Below are 21846 nucleotides of genomic sequence, written 5' to 3' on the forward strand. Positions count from 1 at the left end.
TCAGCCGCCGAGCCGCGCCTCCCGCTTGATCTGGGCGAACCGACGGTCGAGCTGAGCCCGGGCCCGGTCCACGCAGTCACGGGTTTCCCGCGAACGGATGCGGGTGCCGACATCCGTTTCGTTGTAGCGGCACACGTAGCGCGCCGCGCGGTCCATCCGGCGGTCGAGTTCTTCCACGCCATCGGCGGTTGCCAGGTCGAGATCGGTGTAACGCACGGCGGTGCTGCGCTGCTGTTCCTCGGGCGCGGCCTGCGCGCCTGCCGAGAGGGTGAGTCCGGCGGCGGCAAGCGCCAGCACGATGCTCTTGGATCGGATCATGATGGTTTCCTCATCCGTCCCGCTTGATCGGGTTGGTTGCGCCGCAGCCGGTGGGACTGGAGCAGCTGCGGCGCGAGGTCAGGAGATACATGGACCTTTGTCGGTGTTCCTCCGCCCATCGACCTGGACGCGGCGGCCATCGACCGGCGGGAACCGAACCCGACGAACGGCGCACGACGCCGGACGAAGGGCGGTTTGCAGCGCGCCGCGCGATGGGGCAGGGCTGTCACATGGCGCTGATCGTCACCTTCCTGCTGGGAATCGGCAATTTCGCCTGGCACCGGGCCGTGCTGGAAAGCGGCCATGCGATGATGCGGGCCGTGTCTCCGGGCGCTTACCGGGCCGCGCGCACGGTCAGCCTCGGTCTAGAATTCGTCCTGCTGTGCGCAGCCATGCTGGCCATCGCCGACGGACACCTGGCCGGTCTGTGGGCCTATCTTCTTTATTCCGCCATCAATGGCGGGGCGGCCTGGCTGATCCTGTCCCGCCGGATCTGACGGGAACGCCTGGGCTTCGCGTGGCTTTTGAATGACATGGCCGACGATCGCCCCCTGTGGCTCATTCACAACGCCGATAGCGGCAGCAACGCGCCGCCCGCGCTGCAAGCCTTTCACGACAGTTGCGAGGAATGCGGGCTGCGCGTGGCGCATACGACCGATTTTCCCGAACAGGATCTGCCGACCGGAGCCATGCTCGACACGGCCGGCATCGAAACCGTCGTCGTCTTCGCGGGCGACGGGACGATCAACGCCGCCCTCGACGCCCTGTCGGGATGGAGCGGCAGCGCCCTGATCCTGCCGGGCGGCACCATGAACCTGCTCTATCATCGGCTGTTCGGCGAGCTGGAAATGGAAGAAGCCATCGACGCTTTCGCGCGCGGCCGCGCCCGGCGGCGGCGGCCGGGCATCATCGCCAGCGAGCTCGGCAACGCCTATGCCGGATTGCTGGCGGGTCCGGGCACGCGGTGGAACACCGTGCGCGAGGACATGCGCGGCACCGACATCGTCGACATGCCCGCCCATATCGGCGAAGCCTTCAACGAAACGCTGTCCGGCGACCCGATCCGTTGCACCGACCCCGATCTGGGCCGGCGCGAGGGCTATCCTCTGCTGCTGCTGACGCCGCACGACGACCATTGCGACGTGACCGCCTACCACGCCGAGACGGTGGGCGAATTCCTCGAGCAGACCTGGGCGCTCGTGCGCCGCGACTTTCGCGAGGGGCCCCACGACCTTCTCGGTCGCGAGACCGCCCTGACCTTGCAGGGCGTGGAGCACGGCGGTTTCGGGGTGCTGCTCGACGGGGAACCGCAACGGGCGAAGGGGCCGGTGCGCTTTGCACTGGCCGAAGCGGGGCTAGACCTCCTATCGACCCTCGATGATGACTGACGAAAAGCTGCTATTTCACCTGTCCGACATCCATTTCGGGCTGGAGGACAATCGCGCGCTCGACTGGGTGGTTCAGGAAATCGCCGAGAAGCGGCCCGACGCCATCGCCATCACCGGTGATCTGACGATGCGTGCCCGGCACCGCGAATTCGCGGCGGCGACCCGCTGGATACGCGCGCTGGACGTGCCCGTGACGGTCGAGGTCGGCAATCACGACATGCCCTATTTCAACCCGATCGAGCGCTTCTTCGCGCCCTACAAGCGGTTTCACGGAATGGAGCACGTCGTCGAACGCGAGATCGACCTGCCGGGCCTCGCCATCGTTCCGTTGAAGACGGCGGTACGCGCGCAGCCGCGGCTCAACTGGTCGAAGGGCTGGATCACCGATGCCGCGCTGAAGAAGTGTCTCGATGCGATCGACCGGCTGCCCGGCGGAACGCAGGCGCTGGTGACCGTGCATCATCCGCTGCGCGAAGTGGGGACCGAAGGCACGGCGCTGACCAGGCACGGAATGAAGGCCCTGACCGAACTCGCCCGGCGGCCGGTACTGGCCGTGCTGTCGGGACACGTTCACGACGCCTTCGACATCATGGAACAGACGGTCGACGGCACGGTCCGGATGATCGGGGCCGGCACGTTGTCGCAGCGGGTCCGGTCGACCCCGCCCGGCTTCAACGAACTGCACTGGGACGGTGAGCGCCTGCGCGTCGAGGTCCGCAATCTCGACGACGTCGATACGCGCGACATGATGATCGAGGACGTTCCCGAGGATGCGACGCCGCCGCGCGGCCCGGGCGAACCGGTCGCACCGGTCGCGCAGGTGCCCCGCACCGATCCGCCGGTGCATTAGCCGCTTGTAAGGGCGGTCTTAACCACGCTTCGCCGCCCGGTCGTTTCGTTCCGTCGATCTGGCGGGCACCCGGGGCCGGCCCGGTGGTAGTGTTCCGAATGGCTATGCGCATCCTTGTGGTCGAGGACGACCTGCTCAACCGCATGTTCTTCCACGACGTGCTGGAAGGGCACGGCTACGAGGTGGCCGTCGTCTCCGATGGCGGCGCGGTGATGGAGGAGGCGCGCGCATTTCGCCCCGACCTTGTCACCATGGACATTCACCTGCCGAACGTCTCCGGCCTCAGGCTCATCCGCATGATGCGACGCGACGCCCAATTGCGCGACACGCCCATTCTCGCGGTCACCGCCTTTGCCGGCAGGGGGGAGGAAGACCGCATCCGCAAGGCGGGTGCCGACGCGTATTTGTCCAAGCCGGTCACGATCGAGCGGCTTCTGGGCGAGGTCGAGAAGCTGTCCCGGGCGAACACCGCCGCCTGAGGGGCCATTGGGCCATTGCGCCATTGGCTCGCCGGCAAACGAAAAGGGCGGCCCCGCCGGGGACCGCCCTTCGTGCTTTCGGCGACCTTGCCTTTAGCGCTTCGAGAACTGGAAGCTGCGGCGGGCCTTGGCGCGGCCGTACTTCTTGCGCTCCACCACGCGGCTGTCGCGGGTAAGGAAGCCGGCGGCCTTGACCGTCGAGCGAAGGGCCGGCTCGTAACGGGTCAGCGCCTGGCTGATGCCGTGCTTCACCGCACCCGCCTGACCCGACAGCCCGCCGCCCGACACGGTGGCGACGATGTCGTACTGGCCTTCACGCTCCGAGATGGCGAAGGGCTGGTTGATGACCAGGCGCAGGGTCGGACGCACGAAGTATTCTTCCTGGTCCTTGCCGTTGATGGTGATCTTGCCGCTGCCCGGCTTCAGCCACACGCGCGCGACGGCATCCTTGCGGCGGCCGGTGGCGTAGGCGCGGCCCTGCGCATCAATTTCCTGATCGCGCAGCGGCTGCGTCGGCGTCTGCGTCTCGTCGGCGGAAGGCGCGTCGGCGGCGATGTCCTTCAGGTCCGACAGGTCGGAAACGGTGTTGTTGTCGTCGGCCATCAGACGGTCACCTTGTTCTTGCGGTTCATCGAGGCAACGTCGAGCGTTTCGGGGTTCTGACCCGAATGCGGATGCTCGGTGCCGTTGTAGAGGTGCAGGTTCTTCATCTGCGCGCGGCCCAGCGGACCGGTCGGGATCATCCGCTCGATCGCCTTTTCCAGCACGCGCTCCGGGAAGCGCCCGGCCAGCACCTTGTCGGCGGTGACTTCCTTCAGCCCGCCCGGATAGCCGGTGTGCTTGTAATAGACCTTCTTCTCGGCCTTGTTGCCGGTGAAGCGGACCTTGTCGGCATTGAGGATGACGACGTGATCGCCGCAATCCACATGCGGGGTGAAGGACGGCTTGTGCTTGCCGCGCAGGATCTTGGCGACGATCGTGGCGAGGCGGCCGACGACCAGCCCTTCCGCATCGATCAGATGCCATTTCTTCTCGACTTCGGCCGGCTTGATCGACCGCGTCGTCTTGTGCAACGCCTTCATGGCTTTCATTCCCATAATCAGTGCGACTGGATCGCCGCCGTCGCAGCCGCCATGCGAAGAATCACGCATGCGGAACCCGGCGAAGGCGCGCATTTGTCGCGCGAGGGTCGCAAAGTCAAGCATTCGCGCGGGTTAGCGGAGAGGTAAAATGATACCTTAGGGATTCGCGGCGGCGCGGGCCGGCCCGGTGACAGGTCGCGTGGCGAGCGGTATCGCCTGGTCCCGCCGCCCGATGACGTGCGCCCCCCAGGCGAAGCTGGCCACGAGCAGCGCCCCGACGAGCTGGTGCGCCACCGCGATCCACAGCGAAACGCCGGTAAGCACGGTGGCGATGCCGAGGAGGATCTGCGTGCCGACGGCGACATGGATCGTCCGCGCGACCGCCGGGTTCAGCGGTTTCGCCCGCCGCGCCAGCACGATCAGTGCCGCCGCCGCGATCCACGCCCACCAGCGATGGAGGAAGTGGATGAAGAAGGGATCGTGCGTCGCGGCGAAGAACGCCCCGCGCGACCAGTCCACCTCGGGCACGACGCGTCCCTGCATCAGCGGCCAGCTGTCGGAGGCGAGACCGGCATTGAGCCCCGCGACCCACGCGCCGAGAACCAGCTGCACGACGAGCACGGCGCCGACCGCGACGGCCGGACCGGTCAGGCGGGCGGGCGCGTTGTCGCCGGTGCTTGCCAGGCGGCGCAGGTCGAGCGCGGTCCAGACCAGCCCGGCCAGCGTTACCAGCGCGGTCAGCAGGTGGATCGACAGCCAGAAATGCGACACGTCGGTCATCTCGACCGACAGGCCCGAGCGGACCATGAACCAGCCGAACGCGCCCTGGAGGCCGCCCAGGGCCAGCAGGGCCAGCAGGCGCGGCTTGTAGCCTTCGGGGATGGCTCCGCGCAGCCAGAACAGCGCCAGCGGCACCGCGAAGACGAGGCCGATCAGCCGCCCGAGCAGGCGGTGCGACCATTCCCACAGATAGATGAACTTGAACGCGGCCAGATCCATGCCCGCCGGACCGGTCACGGTGCGGTATTCGCCGGTGCGCTGATACAGCTCGAACTCCGCCTGCCAGTCGGCCCGGCCGAGCGGCGGGATGGCGCCCGTCACGGGTTTCCATTCGGTGATCGAAAGACCGCTCTCCGTCAGCCGGGTGATCCCCCCCACGACCACCATCGCCACCACCAGGGCCGCCACGCCCAGCAGCCACGCGGCGATCGCCCCGGGTCGCGGCGCGCGCGTCCGCGCCCGACCTGTTGCCGTTTCGGGGCCGTGTTCGGTGTTCGAATTGGCGGAGATGCGGGAAAGGGCGGTCATGTCGGCTGCGATTTGCGCCTTCGTAGGCGGATTCGCAAGTCGCCGGCGCGAAACCGGCATCCTGCTAAAAAACGCACGAGCGGCAAACCGGCCCTTGCGCAATGTTATAGCGTTACATAAATGCACGACATGGCTCAACTGGCACCCTGGATTCGCGGCCGGCTGGATCGCGCGGGCGTTTTCCTGTCGGCGCTGTGCCTCGTTCACTGCATGCTGACCCTCGTACTGGTCGCCGGGCTGGGCTTCGGCGCGCATTACCTGCTCGATCCCGCGATTCATCGCTGGGGTCTTCTCGCCGCGACCGTCGTCGCGGGCGTGGCCATCGGGGCCGGAGCGTTCCGCCATCGCCGCGCGCTGCCCTTTGTGGTGGCGATGACGGGCCTGTCCTTCATGGGCGGCGCGCTCGCCGTGGGCCACGGGGCGGAGGAAGCGCTGATGACGATGATCGGCGTGGTGCTGGTCGCGGCGGGCCACGTGCTCAACTTGCGTCACGCCTGACACGCGCTATCTGCGCTGTCACCATGACAGCTGCAAAGACTATCACCGTCAACGGCGACAGCCGCCGGACCGGCGCCGACACCATTGCCGATCTCGTTCGCGAGCTCGGTTTCGCGCCCGAAAAGGTCGCGGTGGAGCGCAATGGGGAAATCGCGCCCCGATCCACGCTCGGCGATTGCGCGCTGTGCGATGGCGACACGCTGGAAATCGTGCATTTCGTCGGCGGCGGTTCGGGGCAGGCGAGCGACGACGACGGCTGGGAGGTTGCCGGCCACCGCTTCACCAGCCGGCTGATCGTGGGCACGGGCAAATACAAGGATTTCGCCCAGAACGCCGCCGCTGTGGAGGCGGCCGGCGCGCAGATCGTGACCGTGGCGGTGCGGCGGGTGAACGTGTCCGATCCCTCGCAGCCCGTGCTGATGGATCATATCGACCCCGCCAGTGTCACCTATCTGCCCAACACCGCCGGCTGTTTCACCGCCGAAGAAGCGGTCCGCACCTTGCGCCTCGCGCGCGAGGCGGGCGGCTGGGAGCTGGTGAAGCTGGAGGTGCTGGGTGAGGCGAAGACGCTTTACCCCGACATGCGCGAGACGCTGAAGGCGTGCGAGACGCTGGCGGGCGAAGGCTTCAAGCCGATGGTCTATTGCGTGGACGATCCCATCGCCGCGAAGCAGCTGGAGGAGGCGGGCGCGGTCGCCGTCATGCCGCTGGGCGCGCCCATCGGATCGGGTCTCGGTATCCAGAACCTCGTGACGATCCGCCTGATCGTGGAAGGCGCCAGCGTTCCGGTGCTGGTCGACGCGGGCGTGGGTACCGCGTCCGATGCCGCGGTCGCCATGGAACTGGGTTGCGACGGTGTGCTGATGAACACCGCCATCGCCGAGGCGAAGGATCCCCTTCGCATGGCCCGCGCGATGAAGCTGGCGGTGGAAGCCGGGCGACTGGCCTATCTTTCGGGCCGGATGGGCCGCCGCAAATACGCCGATCCCAGCTCTCCGCTCGCCGGCCTGATCTGAGCGCTTTCGCCAGAGGGGAGGGCAGTTCGCCTGTTGCACCGAAAATTAACCATGCCGGGCGCAGTCTCATTCCCGCAAGGACAGGGATGGGATGGCAAGAATATGGGGCACGTAAGGCAGACCGCTTCGCTGACGATAGCCGAGATGCGCGAGTTCGCCGGCTTTTCCGCCGCCGAGCGGGCGTTCATCGAGCGCAGCCTCGACATCGGGCTGGCGCGCGGCGATGCGTTCAAGACGTGGAGCGCGGGTAGCGAGGACAACCGCGCCATTCGTTCGCAATATCTCGCCTACCGGGAGTTGCGCCATCTGCGCGCCCTGGTTCCGGGCGAAGACGGCTTCGACGGGGTCGAGGACTTCATCGGCACGCTGCTGCGCGTGACGGCCCAGGATCTGGCGATGGAGCGGATCGACAGCTTCTCCGCGTATCGTTTCCTCTACGAACGACTGCTTGGTGCGGCGGCGCGTCCCTATCTGCCCGCTGCGTTCTGCGGCGCGGCGTCGTTGCCGCAGATCGCGCCGGAGCGGCGCCGGAAGCTGTTGCAGACCCTGAGCGAGGCCGCCGCCACCGCCCCCGCCTGGTCGATGCGCGAGCCTGCCTTCTATCCCGAACGGGTGGAGGAAGAGCCGGCCTGAGCCAGCGGGCTTTCCTACAGCGCGGATCTGCGCGCATGGACGGCCGGTCATGCCGCAGCCTTGCTTCCCCTTTCCCGCCGCACGCTTTTTTCCCCTCGCGAGGTGTCAACCGGTACCTTGTGCCGAATCGGAGCCCGGGAATGGCGCAATTCCGGGCTTTCTGACCGGTCCGTGGAAGTTGACGCACTGTCAACTTCGTCATCATTGCCGGGCTTGCGCCCGCGCTACCCCGCCTTGCGGTAAACCATCGCCACGCCATCGAGATATTGCTGCTCGTGGAAGATTTGCGCCTCGCTGTCGACGATGATTTCCAGCCGGTCGGGGGCGAGCCACCGGGCGGTTGCCTCGGCACCGTTCCATTCCGCGTGGGGACGGCCCCGGCTGGCGACGAAAACGTTGCCCGCGCCGCGCGGCGTCATGCCGGGCGAACCGATGGACAATTGCGTGGAGAATGCTGTCGTGGCCCCGCAGTCGCGTTCGAACACCACGGCCTCGAACCGGCCGTCGGGGGAGGGCAGCCGGTCGACGATCCGGTTGTCGCACACCGCCCCGTCGCACCCGGCAAGCGCCAGCACAATGCAGCCTGCCGGTGCCGCGCGCATCGTCAGTACAGCGCGTCGAGCCGCGGCATGTATTCCTCGCGGATCTGCATGCGGCGGATCTTCATCGTCGGTGTCATCATGTTGTTGTCGACGCTGAAGGGTTCGTCGGCGAAGGCGAACTTGCGGATTTTCTCGATCACCGACAGGTCGGCATTGGTGCGGTCGATCGCCGCCTTCACCGCGCTGCGGAAGGCGGGCAGGTCCTTGAGCGCGGTCATGTCGAAGGCGATCTGGTTGTCGCGCGCCCAGCCATGCGCCCATTCGGCATCGAGCACGATCAGCGCCACGACGTACGGCCGCTTGTCGCCGGTGACCATCGCCTGGCTGATTTCCGGCTGGAGCGTCAGCATCCCCTCGAGCTTCTGCGGCGCGACGTTGTCGCCCTTGTCGTTGACGATGATGTCCTTCTTGCGGTCGGTGATGACGATGCGGCCCTTCTCGTCGAGATGGCCGATATCGCCGGTATGCAGCCAGCCGTCGATTATGGTGCGCTCGGTATCCTCGGGACGCTGCCAGTATCCCTTCATCACCAGCTCGCCGCGCACCAGGATTTCCCCGTCATCCGCGATCCTGACCTCCACCCCGCGCAGCGGCGGGCCGACGGTGTCGAGCTTGATGCCGGCGCTGGGATAGTTGCAGCTGATGACGGGCGCGCTCTCGGTCTGGCCGTAGCCCTGCAGCATGACCAGCCCCATCGCGGAAAAGAAGCCGCCGACCTCGGGATTGAGCGGCGCGCCGCCCGAGACGAGCGCCTTGATCCGCCCGCCGAACTTCTCCCGGATCTTCGGGCGCAGCGTGGCGGCGAGCAGGAGGTCGTCGGGCTTGTCGAGCAGGTTCGCCCGGTTGCCCGCCTGCCGCTCGCCCAGCCGCAGCGCGCGGCCGAGCAGGAAATTGGCGAGCCTGCCCTGTTTCTCGATCTGCTTGATCATCTTGCCGCGCAGCACCTCGAACAGGCGCGGCACGACCACCATGATCGTGGGAGAGGCTTCCTCGAGATTGGTGGAGAGCTTGTCGAGCCCCTCGGCAAACCAGATGTCGGCCCCCAGACCGAGCGGGAGGTAGAAGCCGGCGGTATGCTCGAACGCATGGCTGAGAGGGAGAAAGGACAGGAAGCGTTCCTCCTCCCATCCGAAATCGTGCTCGATCACCGTCGCCGCTCCGCGCACGTTGCACAGGATCGCGCCGTGATGCAGCATCACCCCGCGCGGCGCGCCGCTGGTGCCGCTGGTGTAGATGACGCAGGCCATGTCTTCCCGCTCGACGCCAGCCATCCGCTCCTCCACCGCGCGGCGGGCGGCGGCGGCGTCTCCCGTCGTCATGTCGGCCCACTGGTGCAGGTCGAAATACCCCGATTGCGACGCGGAAACGGGTTCGATGGCGATGACGTTGTTGGCCCGGCCGGTGTGCATGATCGCCGGGAACAGCGGCTTGGCCAGCTTCGGGTTCGAGACGATCACCGCGCAGGCACCCGAATCGTTGAGGATGTGGCGGTGATCGGCCTCGGTATTGGTGGTGTAGGCCGGAACGGTGATGCAGCCTGCCGCCATGATGGCGAGATCGGCGATGCACCATTCGGGGCGGTTTTCCGACACGATCGCTACCCGGTCGCCTTCGTGCAGGCCCAGTTCGCGCAGGTGCTGGGCCAGCAGGCAGACCGCCTCCGCGGCCTCGGCATAGCTGATGGATGTCCAGCCGGTATCGGTCTTGGCAGTCAGAAACGGTTTGTCCCCGCGCTCGTCAGCACGCTGGAGGAACAGCGAGACCAGGTTGCTCGCATTGTCGATATCGCTCAATTCCACCGGGCAGCCTCTCCCTCAAGCGCGCCGGTCGGCCGGCCGCGTCATCGCGGACGTGCTAGGCCGGGGCGGGGCCGGCGGCAAGGGGAGGACTTACGGGCGCACCGCCACGCCCTCGCTGCGCGGATCGGCGGCTCCCACCCAGCGCCCGCCGCGCCATTCCACGGCGTTGGCCTTCAGCGGCAGATCGCGCAGTTCGACCCGGTGCCCCAGCGCTTCGAGCGGAGCCTGCATCGCGCCCAGCGCGCTGCCCCGTTCCAGCACCACCGTGTCGCCGGGCGAGAACAGGACGGGCAGTGCGATCGCCTGCTGCGCGGTCATGCCCCAGTCGATCCAGCCGATCAGCGATTTGGCCACCTGCACCGGGATCGTGGCGCCGCCCGCCGCGCCGACGGCAAGCACCATTCGACCGTCGGCGTCGAAGACCAGCGTTGGCGCCATCGAACTGCGCGGGCGTTTCGATCCCTCCACCCGGTTTGCCACCGGTACGCCATCCTTCTCCGGCGAGAAGCTGAAATCGGTCAGTTCGTTGTTGAGGTAGAAGCCGCCATACATCAGGCCCGATCCGAACGGCCCCTCTATCGTCGAGGTCCAGGACACCGCGTTGCCGTCCCCGTCGACGATGGCGAAATGGCTGGTGCCGTGTTCCTCGGGCTCGTCGCCGTCCGCGAGGGCGGCCTCGACGGGCACGCGCCCCGCCGCCACGCGCCCGAGCGTCGCATTGGCGCTGATGAGCGAACCCCGGCGATGCAGGTAGTCGGGGTCGGTCAGCGCCGTGACGGGAACGGACACGAAATCGCTATCGGCGAGATACAGTTCGCGGTCGGCATAGGCGAGCCGCTGGCTCTCGGCGAACAGATGCCAGGCCACCGGGGACTGCGGACCGAGCGCGGCCATGTCGAACGTTTCGAGCTGACCGAGAATGGCGATCACCGTCGTGGCGCCGGAGGAAGGCGGCCCCATGCCGCAGATGCGGTATTTGCGGTACGACCCGCAGACGGGCGGGCGCACGATGGCGGCATAGTCGCGCAGATCGCCCGCTCGCATGGCGGCTTCGCCCGGCGTGGCCTCGGCGACATGGGCGGCCAGTCCCTCGGCGCGGTCCTCGTAGAAGGCGGACGGCCCGGCCGCTGCGATGGCGCTCAGCGTGTCGGCGAGCGCCGCGTTGGTAAGATGCGTACCCACCGGCATCACCGCGCCATTCGCGCTCAGGAACAGGTCGCGTCCGGCCTGCTCGTGAGCGGCGCGATCGAGATTGTCCGCCGCCGACATGCGGCCTCGCTCGGTCAGATCCCAGCCGTTCCGGGCCAGCGCGATGGCCGGCCGGAACAGGTCCGCCCAGGGCAGGCGACCGTGCCGTTCATGCGCCAGCGCGGCGAGTGCGAGTGTGCCTGGCACGCCCACGGACCGCCCCCCGATCACCGCCTCCATGAAGCCGAGCGGTTCGCCATCGGGATCGAGAAACCAGTCCGGCCCCGCTTCGGCGGGTGCCTTTTCGCGCCCGTCGATCGTGTCGACCGATCCATCGGGGGAAGAGTGGACGTAGAACCCGCCGCCGCCGATACCCGAACTCTGCGGTTCGACCACGGTAAGCGCCAGCATGGTGGCGATGGCGGCATCGGTCGCGCTACCGCCCCGGCGCAGCATTTCGGCGCCCGCCTGTGCCGCACGCGGATCGGCGGCGCTGACCATACCTTCGCCCCTGTGCGTCGTGGCGGGCTGAGCCGGAAGGGTGGCGCAGGCCGGCAGCAACAGGAACGCGGCGGCGGGGAGCAGATGTCTGAAAGTCATGGCTGTTCGCTATTCGTTTCCGACCGCCTCGGCAATGGAGGCGAAGCCGTCGCGCTGCATCAATCGCTCCAGACCCCGCACGATGTCGCGGGCGATGCCGGGTCCGCGATAGGTGAACGCGCTGTAGATCTGGACGAGGCTGGCGCCCGCCCGGATACGCTGCCACGCGTCCTCGGCGGTGGCGATGCCGCCAACGCCCACAAGCGGCATCGCGCCGCCGGTCGCTTCGCGAAAGAGGCGCAGGGTGGCAAGGGCCAGCGGTTTCAACGGTTGACCCGACAGGCCGCCGGCTTCGCCGCCGTGGCGCGAGGCCAGGGGCGGACGCGAGATGGTCGTGTTCCCGACGATCAGCGCGCCCAGCTTCGCATCGAGCGCGATCCGGGCGATGGCCTCGATATCGGCGGCCTGCAGATCGGGCGCGACCTTCAGGAAGATCGGCGGCCCTTGCGCACCGCGCGCTTCCAGCACCGCGGCGAGCAGTTCCGTCAGCGCGCCTTCGTCCTGCAAGGCGCGCAGTCCGGGCGTATTGGGGCTGGAGACGTTGACGGCGAGGTAGGTGGCGAGCGGTGCCATCGCGCTCGTCATGGCGGCATAATCGGCGATGCGGTTCCGGCTGTCCTTGTTGGCCCCGATATTGATGCCGAGAACGCCGCCACGCCCGGCGCGCGTCGCGATCCGGCGGGCGGCGGCCTCCGCACCGCCATTGTTGAACCCCATGCGATTGATGACGGCGCGGTCTCGTTCCAGCCGGAACAGGCGCGGTTTCGGATTGCCTCCTTGCGCGAACGGCGTGATCGAGCCGACCTCGACAAAACCGAATCCCAGCCCGAGCAGCGCGTCCACGGCCTGCGCGTCCTTGTCGAAACCCGCCGCCATGCCCAGGGGGTTGGGAAAGGCGATTCCGGCAACCTGGGTCGCCAGCGGTCCCCCCGGCACCGCGAGCCGCCCTTTCGGCCCGTATCGCAGCGCCGTCACGGCGAGGCCGTGGGCACGTTCGGGATCGAGACGGAACAAGGCCGGACGGAGCAGGGAATACAGCATCGCCCGGTCCAATGGCAGCGGCGATGGCCGCTGCGCAACCCGGCAGCGCGCTGTCAGCCTAACTTGGTATAGGACAAAAGTCCGTATCGCTGTCGCCTTCTTACAATTACGCGCGAGCCGACTCTGCTAGACAATTCTTGCGACCCGAGGGGTTCGCCCGCATCTATCGCGGCGGACCCTCCACTATACGGGGCGGTGCCTTCGGGCGCCGCCCTTTTTTTGTCGCCCATGCTGGCCTACGATGGCCGCAAAACAGCACGAAACGAGGCCGATACACGCCATGCTCCGCCATTCATCCCGCGCGCCTTTTCTTCTTTCCGGCGCGCTGGCGCTGACCGCCTGCGCCACGGTGCCCACCGAATCGAATGTGTCGGCGACTCGCGAATCGGAGGCGCCCGCCGACATCAACGCCTTTTTCGACGAGTATGACGAGGCGAGCCTGGCCCTGTCTCCGGAGAGCAAGGCCTATCGCGGCATACGTGACGAGGATTACGGCGAATGGTCCGATTCGACCGAGGCGGCGGAGGATGCCCAGCGCGACCTGCGCCGCGCCTATCTCGCCCGGATGCAGACGACTTACGATCCGGCAACCCTGTCCCCGCAGGATGCGCTGTCCTATCGCCTGTTCGAAGAAATGAGCGCGCGTAGCGAACTGCTCGAACCCTATCGCGACTATGGCTGGTTCTTCGACCAGATGAACGGCTTGCAAAGCGGCATCCCGGCCTTCCTGATAAACGTTCACGCGGTGCAGAACGCCGACCAGGCCCGCGACTACATCTCGCGTATCGAGGGGATCGAGGACGGACTCGATACGGTGCGTGGCCGCTCCGCAGAGCGGGCGGACGACGGCGTCATGCCGCCCGACTGGGTGTATCCCTACGTCCTGTCCGATATCCGCAACATCCTCGATGCCGGTAACGACAACGCGGTGCTGGAGGATTTCCGCAGCAAGGTCGCGGCGCTCGACCTGACCGATGCGGAGCGGAGCAGGCTGGTCGCGGATGCCGAGGCGGCGTGGGCGCAGCACGCCGCTCCGGCCTACGAAAGGCTCTATGCCGAAATGCAGCGACAGCAGGCCATCGCACCGACCGAGGACGGCATCTGGCGCCTTCCCGAAGGCGAAGCCTATTACGATGCGCTGCTGCGCTATTACACCACGACCGACCTGACCGCCGACCAGATCCACCGGCTCGGCCTGCGCGAGGTGGACCGCATCCACGACGAGATGCGCGACATCATGGAACGGGTCGGGTTCGAAGGCGACTTGCAGGACTTCTTCGAGTTCACCCGCACCGACGAACGGTTCTATTACCCGACGCGCGAAGCCTATCTCGCCGATGTCGAGGGCGTGATCGACGCCATGCAGGCCAGACTGCCGCAATATTTCGTGACGCTGCCCGAATACGATTTGCAGGTGAAACCGGTCGAGGCGTTCCGCGAACAGAGCGCCGGCAAGGCCTTCTACCAGAGTCCCGCGCCTGACGGTTCGCGGCCGGGCACCTATTACGTGAACCTCTACAATCTCAACGACATGAGCAGGAACGAGCTTGAAGCGCTCGTCTATCATGAGGGGATTCCCGGCCACCATCTCCAGCGCGCCATCCAGACCGGTCTGGGGGATCTGCCGCCCTTCCGCCGTTTCGGTAGCTTCACCGCCTATACCGAAGGGTGGGGCCTGTATTCGGAGGAACTCGGCAAGGACATGGGGTTCTACACCGATCCCTATTCCGATTTCGGGCGGCTGCAGATGGAACTGTGGCGTGCCGCGCGGCTGGTCGTCGATACAGGACTTCATTCGAAGCGCTGGAGCCGCGAGCGAGCGATCGCCTACCTGCAGGAAAACACCCCCAACCCGGAAGGCGACATTCGCAAGGCGATCGAGCGCTATGCCGTCTATCCCGGTCAGGCGACCGCCTACATGATCGGCAAGCTCAAGATCATGGAACTGCGCGAACGCGCCCGCGCCGCGCTGGGTAATGATTTCGATATCCGCCAGTTCCACGAACAGGTGCTGCGCAACGGACCCGTGCCATTGTCGATCCTGGAGGAGAACATCGATAGCTGGATCGCGGCGGAGACGGAGCGGTAGACGCCCGGTAGCGCGCGTCAGTACAATAACGCTAACGACTCGCAACAACCGGTTTTCGGTTGAAACCGGCGGTCGCATGCATAGGTGAAATCGGAACGAATTGCTCCGATTAACCCCAAGGGACGCGCCATGCGCCTTTCCAACCTCGCCGATTACGCCGTCGTCACGATGGGCGCGGCCGCGCGCCATTGCGGTGGCGGACGGGTGAGCGCGGGCGAACTGGCGGCGGAAACGGGTCTGCCCGCGCCTACGGTGCAGAAGATCGTCAGCAAACTGACCGCCGCCGGCCTGCTGCGCTCCACCCGGGGCGCGGGTGGCGGATTGCAGCTTGCGCGACCCGCCGCCGCCATCAGCCTGGCCGATATCGTCGAGGCGATGGAAGGGCCGATCGCCCTGACTGCCTGCGTGGACGGGACCGACTGCATGCTCGACCACGATTGCAGCGTGCGGCCCCATTGGCCGCAGGTGAATGCCGCCATTCGGGGCGCGCTGGCGGACATTACCTTGAACCAGCTTGCGAATACGAAAGAAATGGCATGAACGAACAGGTCGACCTTCAGGACAAGCCCGTGCGGGACAAGGCCGCGCGCGACGCCGCCGCGAAGGCCGCGGATTACGAGCACGGCTGGTCGAGCGATATCGAGCAGGACTTTGCGCCCAAGGGCCTGAGCGAGGATACCGTCCGCTTCATCTCCGCCAAGAAGCAGGAGCCGGAATGGATGCTCGACTGGCGGCTGAAGGCGTTCCGCCTGTGGCAGGACATGCCCGAGCCGAACTGGGCCAAGATCGGCTATCCGCCGATCGATTACCAGGATGCCTATTACTACGCCGAACCCAAGGCGAAGCCGAAGCTGGAATCGCTCGACGACCTCGATCCGGAAATCAAGCGCGTCTATGACCGGCTGGGCATTCCCATTGCCGAGCAGGAAGTGCTGGCTGGCGTCGAAGGCGCGCGCAAGGTGGCGGTGGACGCGGTGTTCGACAGCGTCTCGGTCGCCACCACCTTCCGCAAGGAACTGGAAAGCGCAGGCGTCATCTTCCGCTCCATCAGCGAGGCGATCCGCGAATATCCCGAACTGGTGAAAAAATGGCTCGGCAAGGTCGTGCCGCAACGCGACAACTACTTCGCCACGTTGAACAGCGCGGTCTTTTCGGATGGCACCTTCGTCTACATCCCCGAAGGCGTGCGCTGCCCGATGGAGCTGAGCACCTATTTCCGCATCAATGCCGAGAACACCGGCCAGTTCGAGCGGACGCTGATCGTCGCCGAGAAGGGCAGCTACGTCAGCTACCTCGAGGGCTGCACCGCGCCGATGCGCGACGAGAACCAGCTCCACGCCGCGGTGGTCGAACTGGTCGCGCTCGAGAATGCCGAGATCAAGTATTCGACCGTGCAGAACTGGTATCCCGGCAATGCCGAGGGCAAGGGCGGCATCTACAACTTCGTCACCAAGCGCGGCCTGTGCCAGGGCGCGCGCTCGAAGATCTCGTGGACGCAGGTCGAGACCGGCTCGGCGGTGACGTGGAAGTATCCCTCCTGCGTGCTCAACGGAGAGGATAGCGTGGGCGAGTTCTACTCGGTCGCGGTCACCAACAATTACCAGCAGGCCGACACCGGCACCAAGATGATCCACAACGGGCGCGGCTCGCGCTCGACGATCATCTCCAAGGGCATTTCCGCCGGCAAGTCCGACAACACCTATCGCGGCTTGGTGCGCGTCGCCGCCAATGCCGACAACGTGCGCAACTTCACCCAGTGCGATTCGCTGCTGCTCGGCCAGGAATGCGGCGCACACACCGTGCCCTATATCGAGGTAAAGAACCCCACCGCGCAGATCGAGCACGAGGCGACCACCTCGAAGATCTCCGACGACCAGCTGTTCTACGCCATGCAGCGCGGCCTGGGCGAGGAAGAGGCGGTGGCGCTGATCGTCAACGGCTTCGCCAAGGAGGTGCTCAAGGAGCTGCCGATGGAGTTCGCCGTCGAGGCGCAGAAGCTGCTGGCGATTTCGCTCGAGGGGAGCGTGGGGTGAGCTTCGATATTAATGTCCACGTGCCAGGTCACACATGGCCCACAGCGCGACAGCTTGACGCTGCGCTTGTTGAATTACGTTTTCCGGCGCGCCTCGGAGACCGCGGAGCGGACTTGTGGGAGTCGCCCCTCGCTCCTGTCCCTTTAGAGCCAATCATCACGACCATAACTGATCAGCAGCACGCTCGGCTGCTGGGCGTGGAAGTGGGCGCGCCGTATTCGATGCCGAACGAAATGGTCATGCCGGTGCTGTTGGACGGCGACATTCGCGATCCAGACTTCGGCATTCAGTCGATCGATGAGCCATCTGAATTGGCTGAGCAAATGGCTGAATTGGGTGCCGCGCGGCCCGTTGCAGTCGGCGATCGACTTGTCTGGTTTTCGCATCACACCGATCCTTGGAACTACAACGCGGCGATGTATGTGCTCGTGGCACTAATCCGCAGTTTCGATGGGTTTGGTTTCGAACTTCAGGGAATGAGCTGCGGTCGTGAAGATTTCGCTTCCGAGCTGCTTGATTCCCTTTACCCCGATCCTGCAGAGGCTGCTCGTGTTTACGATTGAAAACCTCGGTTGCGATTACGGCATGCCGATCCGCAAGGGCCGCGCCTAATGACCGACCGCAAGACCCTCCAGCTCCGCGATCCGTCCGAAACCGCCGAAGCCCCCGCGCTCGAGAAGAAGGGCCGGGGGTGGAAGATTTCGGACAAGCGGCTCGACGTGCTGCACGAGCAGGCGCGCGAGATGCGGCGCTTTTCGAGCGAGGCGCACAAGGCGCTCGCAGCGCGGTTCAGCAAGGCCGATCTCGGGCGCTACACCTTCAAGCGGCACGCCGTGGTCGGCAGCGCCATCGTCGATTTCAACTGCCACAATCTCGGCATGGCGATCCTGATCGACGAGCCGGATCAGGACGAGGCTCTCGCCCGCCGCCGCGACAAGAGCCTCGAATCGGTCGGCATCCGCGTGATGCACATCAAGGCCGCCGACATTCTCGAGAACATGGACGACGTGCTTGCGCGCATCACCGCCGGCATGCGCCTGCGCATCGCCGACAAGGGCGAGGCGCGCCGCCGCCATAATGCCGAACACCCGCGCCAGACCAGGCCGCGCTACGACCGCGACGGCAACGGCCCGCCGCGCCGGACCGCGACACGCGACAGGAAAGACTGATGCTGAAGATCGAAAACCTCCACGCCACCGTCGGTGATACCGAAATCCTCATGGGGCTCGACCTCGAGGTGAACGCGGGCGAAATACACGCCATCATGGGCCCCAACGGCGCGGGCAAGTCGACGCTCGCTTATGCTCTCGGTGGCCGGCCCGGATACGAGGTGACGGACGGCTCCGTCACCTTCGACGGTGACGATCTGCTGGATATGGACCCGCACGAACGCGCCGCCGCGGGCCTGTTCCTGGGCTTCCAGTACCCTGTGGAGATCCCCGGTGTTTCCAACGTGCAGTTCCTGCGCGAGGCGCTCAATTCCCAGCGCAAGGCCCGCGGGGAAGAGCCGCTGTCGGGCGGCGAGTTTCTGAAGGTCGCCAAGGAGAAGGCGGCGCTGCTCAAGCTCGACATGGACATGCTGAAGCGCAACGTGAACGTCGGCTTTTCCGGCGGGGAGAAGAAGCGCAACGAGATGGTCCAGATGGGCATCCTCGACCCGAAATTCGCTGTGCTGGACGAGACCGACAGCGGGCTCGACATCGATGCGCTCAAGACCGTGGGCGAGGGGATCAACGCCATCATGCGCAAACCCGACAAGGGCGTGCTGCTGATCACGCACTACCAGCGGCTGCTCGATTACGTGCAGCCCGATTTCGTCCATATCCTCAGCAAGGGCCGCATCGTGAAGACCGGCGGCGCCGATCTCGCGAAGAAGCTGGAGGCCGAAGGCTATGACGAGGTGATGGCGGTATGACCGACCATCTGCCCACCATCAGGGACGAGGAATGGCGCTACGCCGATGCCGGCGTGCTGAAGGGTCTGTCGCCCGCCACGTTCGAGGCATGGCACGACATCGACGTGGCCGAGGGGGAAACGCATCGCGACTGCTTCGTGCTGAACGGCGGCGAGCCTGAACTGCGCCGCATCCGTGCCAGGGTGGCCCCGGGCGCGCGGCTCGAACTGTTCGCGGTCATCGCGGCGCAGGACTATGCCAGGGTCGAGGTCGTCGTGAATCTGGGCGAAGGCGCACATTTCGAATTCGGGGGCGTCACCATCGGCGGCGGAGACGCGGTGCGTGAATTCGTCACCCGCACCGATCACGGCCACCCCGACGCGACCAGCAACCAGACCGTGCGCGCCGTGCACTGGGGGCAGGCGACCGGCAATTTCCTCGGGCGCATCGATGTCGGCCGCGACGGACAGCGCACCGACGCCGCGCAGAGTTTCAAGGGGCTGCTGCTGGAACGCGGCGCGTCCGCCAACGCCAAGCCCGAGCTGGAAATCTACGCCGACGACGTGAAGTGCGAACACGGCGCCGCCATCGGCCAGATGGACGAACAGGCGCGCTATTACATGGCCAGCCGCGGCATCGCGCCAGGTGCGGCGCAGCGTCTGCTGACCCGGGCCTTCATCGCCGACGCCTTCATGATGCTGGACGACGAGGCGGCGCGTGAACGCCTGCTGGATCTGGCGGTCGACACACTGGCGAAGGCACAGCTGTGAGCAGCGCCACCATCATCTCTCGCAAGGCGGACTTTCCCGGCCTGCTCACGGCGGATGGCGAGCCGTGGCACTATCTCGACAGCGCCGCCACGGCGCAGAAGCCGAAGGCCGTGATCGACGCGGTGACGCGTTCCATCGGAGCCGACTACGCAACCGTCCACCGGGGGGTGTACTCTCGTTCGGCGGAAATGACACTGGGTTACGAGGCGGCCCGGCGCCGGGTGGCGGATTTCATCGGCGGGGCGCAGGACGAGATCGTCTTCACCCGCGGCGCGACCGAGGCGATCAACCTCGTCGCACACTGCTGGCCGGACAAGCGCCGCGTGCTGCTGTCCGAACTCGAACACCATTCCAACATCGTGCCCTGGCAACTGGCCGGCTGGCAGATCGACGTCTGTCCGGTGACGGATGACGGGCGCATCGATCTGGAGGCGGCGGCGGACATGCTGACGGAGGAGCACGCGATCGTCTCCTTCGCGCACGTTTCCAACGTGCTCGGCTCGGTGCTCGACGCGAAGCGCGCCGCCAGGCTGGCGCACGGGGTGGGAGCGAAGCTGCTGCTTGACGGGTGCCAGGCGGTACCGCGCCTGCCGGTGGACGTGGCCGCGCTCGATTGCGATTTCTACGCCTTCAGCGCGCACAAGCTCTACGGCCCGACCGGGATCGGCGCGCTGTGGGGCCGGGCGGACCTGCTCGATGCGATGCCGCCGTGGCAGGGCGGCGGCGCGATGATCGAGAAGGTGGCTTTCGGCACCAGCACCTACGCCTCGCCGCCGCAGCGTTTCGAGGCAGGCACGCCGGCCATCGTCGAGGCGATCGGCTTTGCCGCGGCCTGCGACTACACGGCGGGTTTCGGCATGGACGCCATCGCCCGGCACGAGGCGGCGCTGGTGGCGCAGACCCGCGACGCGCTGGGCGCGATGAACGATGTGAGCTTGTTCGGTCCGGACGAATCGGCGGGAATCGTGAGTTTCCTGCTGGACGGTATTCACCCGCACGATCTGGGCACCATATTGGACGAAGAGAACGTCGCGATCCGGGCCGGGCATCACTGCGCGCAGCCCCTGATGGAACGGCTCGGCGTGAGTGCGACGGCCCGCGCCAGCTTCGGACTGTATTCCGACGAGGACGACGTCGCCGCGCTCATCCGCGGCATCGAACGCACGAGAAGGATTTTCGGCTGATGGACGAAACGCACGAGACAGAAGGCGACGAAACCGATTTCGTCGCGGCGCCGGCTCCCAACGAACAGATCGTCGCGCCGGACAAGCCGCCTCGCGCTCGCGTATCTGATGCGCCGCTGCCGGAGGCGGAGAGCGCCGGGGCGAAGATGGAGCGCAAGCGCGATTACCTGGAAGGCTTCCTGCAGAAGAAGCCCGAAGCCGTCGCGCCCGGCGAACCGGGCGGTGCTATCCACGAATCGGTGATCGACGCGCTGAAGGAAATCTACGATCCGGAAATCCCGGTGAACATCTACGAACTCGGTCTGATCTACAATGTCGAGGTGGCCGACGAATCGGACGTGACGGTGACGATGACGCTCACCACCCCGCATTGCCCGGTCGCCGAAACCATGCCCAACGAGATCGAGATGCGCGTTGCCTCGATTCCGGGCGTGCGCGACGCAGAGGTCGTGGTGACATGGGATCCGCCGTGGGATCCCTCCAAGATGAGCGATGAGGCGCGGCTCGAACTGGGAATGCTGTGATGTCCGATACCGAGACGAAGACCCGCGCCGCGCGCAAGGCCGCCGTAGTCCTGACGCCCGCCGCCGAGCAGCGCGTTGCGGATCTGATGGCGAAGGCACCCGATGATGCGATCGGCGTCAAGCTGTCCACGCCGCGCCGTGGGTGTTCGGGGCTTGCCTATTCGGTCGATTACATCACCGCGGAGGAGGGTTTCGACGAAAAGATCGAGACGCCCGGCGGGATGTTTTACATCGACGGGGCCAGTGTCCTGTATCTGGTGGGCAGCACGATGGACTGGGTGGAGGACGACTTCACCGCCGGTTTCGTGTTCGACAATCCCAATGCCAAGGGCGCCTGCGGCTGCGGCGAAAGCTTCATGGTGTGAGCCCCCGGCTTCTCCGGACGCTCGGCCTGCTGAGCCTGGCCATCGCGCTGGTCCTCGCCGTCATCTATTCGGGCGAGGAGATCGGGATGATCGACCTGCTCGGTTCGCCCGAAGGCGGAGCGATCGGGATGGGGGTCCTTGGTCTGGTCCTGCTGATCGCAGCGAGGCGTCGGCGCGACTGAGCG

The 21846-nt window shown here is 66.4% G+C and carries 26 protein-coding genes; 18 read left to right on the forward strand and 8 right to left on the reverse strand.

The window, feature by feature from the left end; genetic code table 11:
* Positions 1 to 318 carry a UrcA family protein gene (locus tag EG799_RS07170; protein WP_123879844.1) on the reverse strand — a complete coding sequence of 106 codons (318 nt, stop codon included), beginning with the start codon at positions 316 to 318 and terminating at the stop codon, positions 1 to 3.
* 23 nt (positions 319 to 341) lie between these two features.
* Between EG799_RS07170 and EG799_RS14210 the strand changes: the two genes are divergently transcribed.
* The 4 genes from EG799_RS14210 to EG799_RS07190 all read left to right on the forward strand — a co-directional run bounded on the left by EG799_RS14210 (position 342) and on the right by EG799_RS07190 (position 3035).
* On the forward strand, positions 342 to 815 hold the full coding sequence (locus EG799_RS14210; protein ID WP_234029065.1) for a hypothetical protein: 474 nt from the start codon (positions 342 to 344) through the stop codon (positions 813 to 815).
* A 36-nt stretch (positions 816 to 851) separates the two neighbouring features.
* Positions 852 to 1706, forward strand: coding sequence for an acylglycerol kinase family protein (locus tag EG799_RS07180; RefSeq protein WP_123879846.1), 855 nt, complete (start codon positions 852 to 854; stop codon positions 1704 to 1706).
* A complete protein-coding gene (locus tag EG799_RS07185; RefSeq protein ID WP_123882932.1) occupies positions 1699 to 2556 on the forward strand; it encodes a metallophosphoesterase family protein in 858 nt (285 codons plus the stop codon). Before EG799_RS07180 ends, EG799_RS07185 begins: the two co-directional genes overlap by 8 nt.
* A 98-nt stretch (positions 2557 to 2654) precedes the next feature.
* Positions 2655 to 3035: a response regulator gene (locus tag EG799_RS07190; protein ID WP_123879847.1), complete on the forward strand. Its 381-nt coding sequence runs from the start codon at positions 2655 to 2657 to the stop codon at positions 3033 to 3035.
* A 93-nt stretch (positions 3036 to 3128) separates the two neighbouring features.
* Here the strand turns inward: EG799_RS07190 and rpsI are convergent, their stop codons facing one another.
* The 3 genes from rpsI to EG799_RS07205 all read right to left on the reverse strand — a co-directional run bounded on the left by rpsI (position 3129) and on the right by EG799_RS07205 (position 5425).
* On the reverse strand, positions 3129 to 3638 hold the full coding sequence (rpsI, locus tag EG799_RS07195) for a 30S ribosomal protein S9 (protein ID WP_123879849.1): 510 nt from the start codon (positions 3636 to 3638) through the stop codon (positions 3129 to 3131).
* Positions 3638 to 4117, reverse strand: a complete 480-nt coding sequence (rplM, locus tag EG799_RS07200; protein WP_123882934.1) for a 50S ribosomal protein L13 — start codon at positions 4115 to 4117, stop codon at positions 3638 to 3640. Before rplM ends, rpsI begins: the two co-directional genes overlap by 1 nt.
* A gap of 156 nt (positions 4118 to 4273) precedes the next feature.
* Positions 4274 to 5425 carry a COX15/CtaA family protein gene (locus EG799_RS07205; protein ID WP_123879851.1) on the reverse strand — a complete coding sequence of 384 codons (1152 nt, stop codon included), beginning with the start codon at positions 5423 to 5425 and terminating at the stop codon, positions 4274 to 4276.
* 129 nt (positions 5426 to 5554) lie between these two features.
* On the opposite strand from EG799_RS07205, the gene EG799_RS07210 reads away from it, so the two are divergent.
* The 3 genes from EG799_RS07210 (at position 5555) to EG799_RS07220 (ending at position 7572) form a co-directional block, all read left to right on the forward strand.
* Entirely contained in the window at positions 5555 to 5923 is a 369-nt protein-coding gene (locus EG799_RS07210; RefSeq protein WP_123879853.1) for a MerC domain-containing protein, read from the forward strand.
* Between the two features lie 23 nt (positions 5924 to 5946).
* Positions 5947 to 6939: a sulfur carrier protein ThiS gene (gene thiS / locus EG799_RS07215; protein WP_123879855.1), complete on the forward strand. Its 993-nt coding sequence runs from the start codon at positions 5947 to 5949 to the stop codon at positions 6937 to 6939.
* 102 nt (positions 6940 to 7041) lie between these two features.
* Positions 7042 to 7572 (forward strand): hypothetical protein, encoded by a 531-nt coding sequence (locus EG799_RS07220; protein ID WP_123879857.1) that lies wholly within the window; start codon positions 7042 to 7044, stop codon positions 7570 to 7572.
* 224 nt (positions 7573 to 7796) lie between these two features.
* Here EG799_RS07220 and EG799_RS07225 read toward each other — a convergent pair whose 3' ends face one another.
* The 4 genes from EG799_RS07225 to EG799_RS07240 all read right to left on the reverse strand — a co-directional run bounded on the left by EG799_RS07225 (position 7797) and on the right by EG799_RS07240 (position 12802).
* On the reverse strand, positions 7797 to 8174 hold the full coding sequence (locus tag EG799_RS07225) for a hypothetical protein (RefSeq protein WP_123879863.1): 378 nt from the start codon (positions 8172 to 8174) through the stop codon (positions 7797 to 7799).
* Between the two features lie 2 nt (positions 8175 to 8176).
* Entirely contained in the window at positions 8177 to 9973 is a 1797-nt protein-coding gene (locus EG799_RS07230; protein ID WP_123879865.1) for an AMP-dependent synthetase/ligase, read from the reverse strand.
* A gap of 90 nt (positions 9974 to 10063) precedes the next feature.
* Positions 10064 to 11761, reverse strand: a complete 1698-nt coding sequence (ggt, locus tag EG799_RS07235) for a gamma-glutamyltransferase (RefSeq protein ID WP_123879867.1) — start codon at positions 11759 to 11761, stop codon at positions 10064 to 10066.
* A gap of 9 nt (positions 11762 to 11770) precedes the next feature.
* On the reverse strand, positions 11771 to 12802 hold the full coding sequence (locus EG799_RS07240; protein ID WP_181950879.1) for a quinone-dependent dihydroorotate dehydrogenase: 1032 nt from the start codon (positions 12800 to 12802) through the stop codon (positions 11771 to 11773).
* Between the two features lie 280 nt (positions 12803 to 13082).
* On the opposite strand from EG799_RS07240, the gene EG799_RS07245 reads away from it, so the two are divergent.
* The 11 genes from EG799_RS07245 (at position 13083) to EG799_RS07295 (ending at position 21843) form a co-directional block, all read left to right on the forward strand.
* Entirely contained in the window at positions 13083 to 14891 is a 1809-nt protein-coding gene (locus EG799_RS07245; RefSeq protein ID WP_234029067.1) for a DUF885 domain-containing protein, read from the forward strand.
* Positions 14892 to 15020: 129 nt separating this feature from the next.
* Entirely contained in the window at positions 15021 to 15431 is a 411-nt protein-coding gene (locus EG799_RS07250; RefSeq protein ID WP_123879873.1) for an SUF system Fe-S cluster assembly regulator, read from the forward strand.
* Positions 15428 to 16924: a Fe-S cluster assembly protein SufB gene (gene sufB / locus EG799_RS07255; protein WP_123879875.1), complete on the forward strand. Its 1497-nt coding sequence runs from the start codon at positions 15428 to 15430 to the stop codon at positions 16922 to 16924. Before EG799_RS07250 ends, sufB begins: the two co-directional genes overlap by 4 nt.
* Entirely contained in the window at positions 16921 to 17487 is a 567-nt protein-coding gene (locus EG799_RS07260) for a hypothetical protein (RefSeq protein WP_123879877.1), read from the forward strand. The genes sufB and EG799_RS07260 overlap by 4 nt, the downstream gene beginning before the upstream one ends.
* A gap of 48 nt (positions 17488 to 17535) precedes the next feature.
* Positions 17536 to 18093 carry an endonuclease domain-containing protein gene (locus EG799_RS07265; protein ID WP_123879879.1) on the forward strand — a complete coding sequence of 186 codons (558 nt, stop codon included), beginning with the start codon at positions 17536 to 17538 and terminating at the stop codon, positions 18091 to 18093.
* Entirely contained in the window at positions 18093 to 18839 is a 747-nt protein-coding gene (sufC, locus tag EG799_RS07270; protein WP_123879881.1) for a Fe-S cluster assembly ATPase SufC, read from the forward strand. Before EG799_RS07265 ends, sufC begins: the two co-directional genes overlap by 1 nt.
* Entirely contained in the window at positions 18836 to 19588 is a 753-nt protein-coding gene (locus EG799_RS07275) for a SufD family Fe-S cluster assembly protein (RefSeq protein WP_123879883.1), read from the forward strand. The genes sufC and EG799_RS07275 overlap by 4 nt, the downstream gene beginning before the upstream one ends.
* Complete coding sequence (locus EG799_RS07280) at positions 19585 to 20772, forward strand: aminotransferase class V-fold PLP-dependent enzyme (RefSeq protein WP_123879885.1); 1188 nt, start codon at positions 19585 to 19587, stop codon at positions 20770 to 20772. The genes EG799_RS07275 and EG799_RS07280 overlap by 4 nt, the downstream gene beginning before the upstream one ends.
* Positions 20772 to 21296, forward strand: coding sequence for an SUF system Fe-S cluster assembly protein (locus EG799_RS07285; protein ID WP_123879887.1), 525 nt, complete (start codon positions 20772 to 20774; stop codon positions 21294 to 21296). Before EG799_RS07280 ends, EG799_RS07285 begins: the two co-directional genes overlap by 1 nt.
* Positions 21296 to 21661 (forward strand): HesB/IscA family protein, encoded by a 366-nt coding sequence (locus EG799_RS07290; RefSeq protein ID WP_123879889.1) that lies wholly within the window; start codon positions 21296 to 21298, stop codon positions 21659 to 21661. The genes EG799_RS07285 and EG799_RS07290 overlap by 1 nt, the downstream gene beginning before the upstream one ends.
* Positions 21658 to 21843 (forward strand): hypothetical protein, encoded by a 186-nt coding sequence (locus tag EG799_RS07295; RefSeq protein WP_123879891.1) that lies wholly within the window; start codon positions 21658 to 21660, stop codon positions 21841 to 21843. The genes EG799_RS07290 and EG799_RS07295 overlap by 4 nt, the downstream gene beginning before the upstream one ends.
* The last annotated feature ends 3 nt before the right edge of the window (positions 21844 to 21846 follow it).

The organism is Aurantiacibacter spongiae (assembly GCF_003815535.1).
Classification (GTDB): domain Bacteria; phylum Pseudomonadota; class Alphaproteobacteria; order Sphingomonadales; family Sphingomonadaceae; genus Alteraurantiacibacter; species Alteraurantiacibacter spongiae.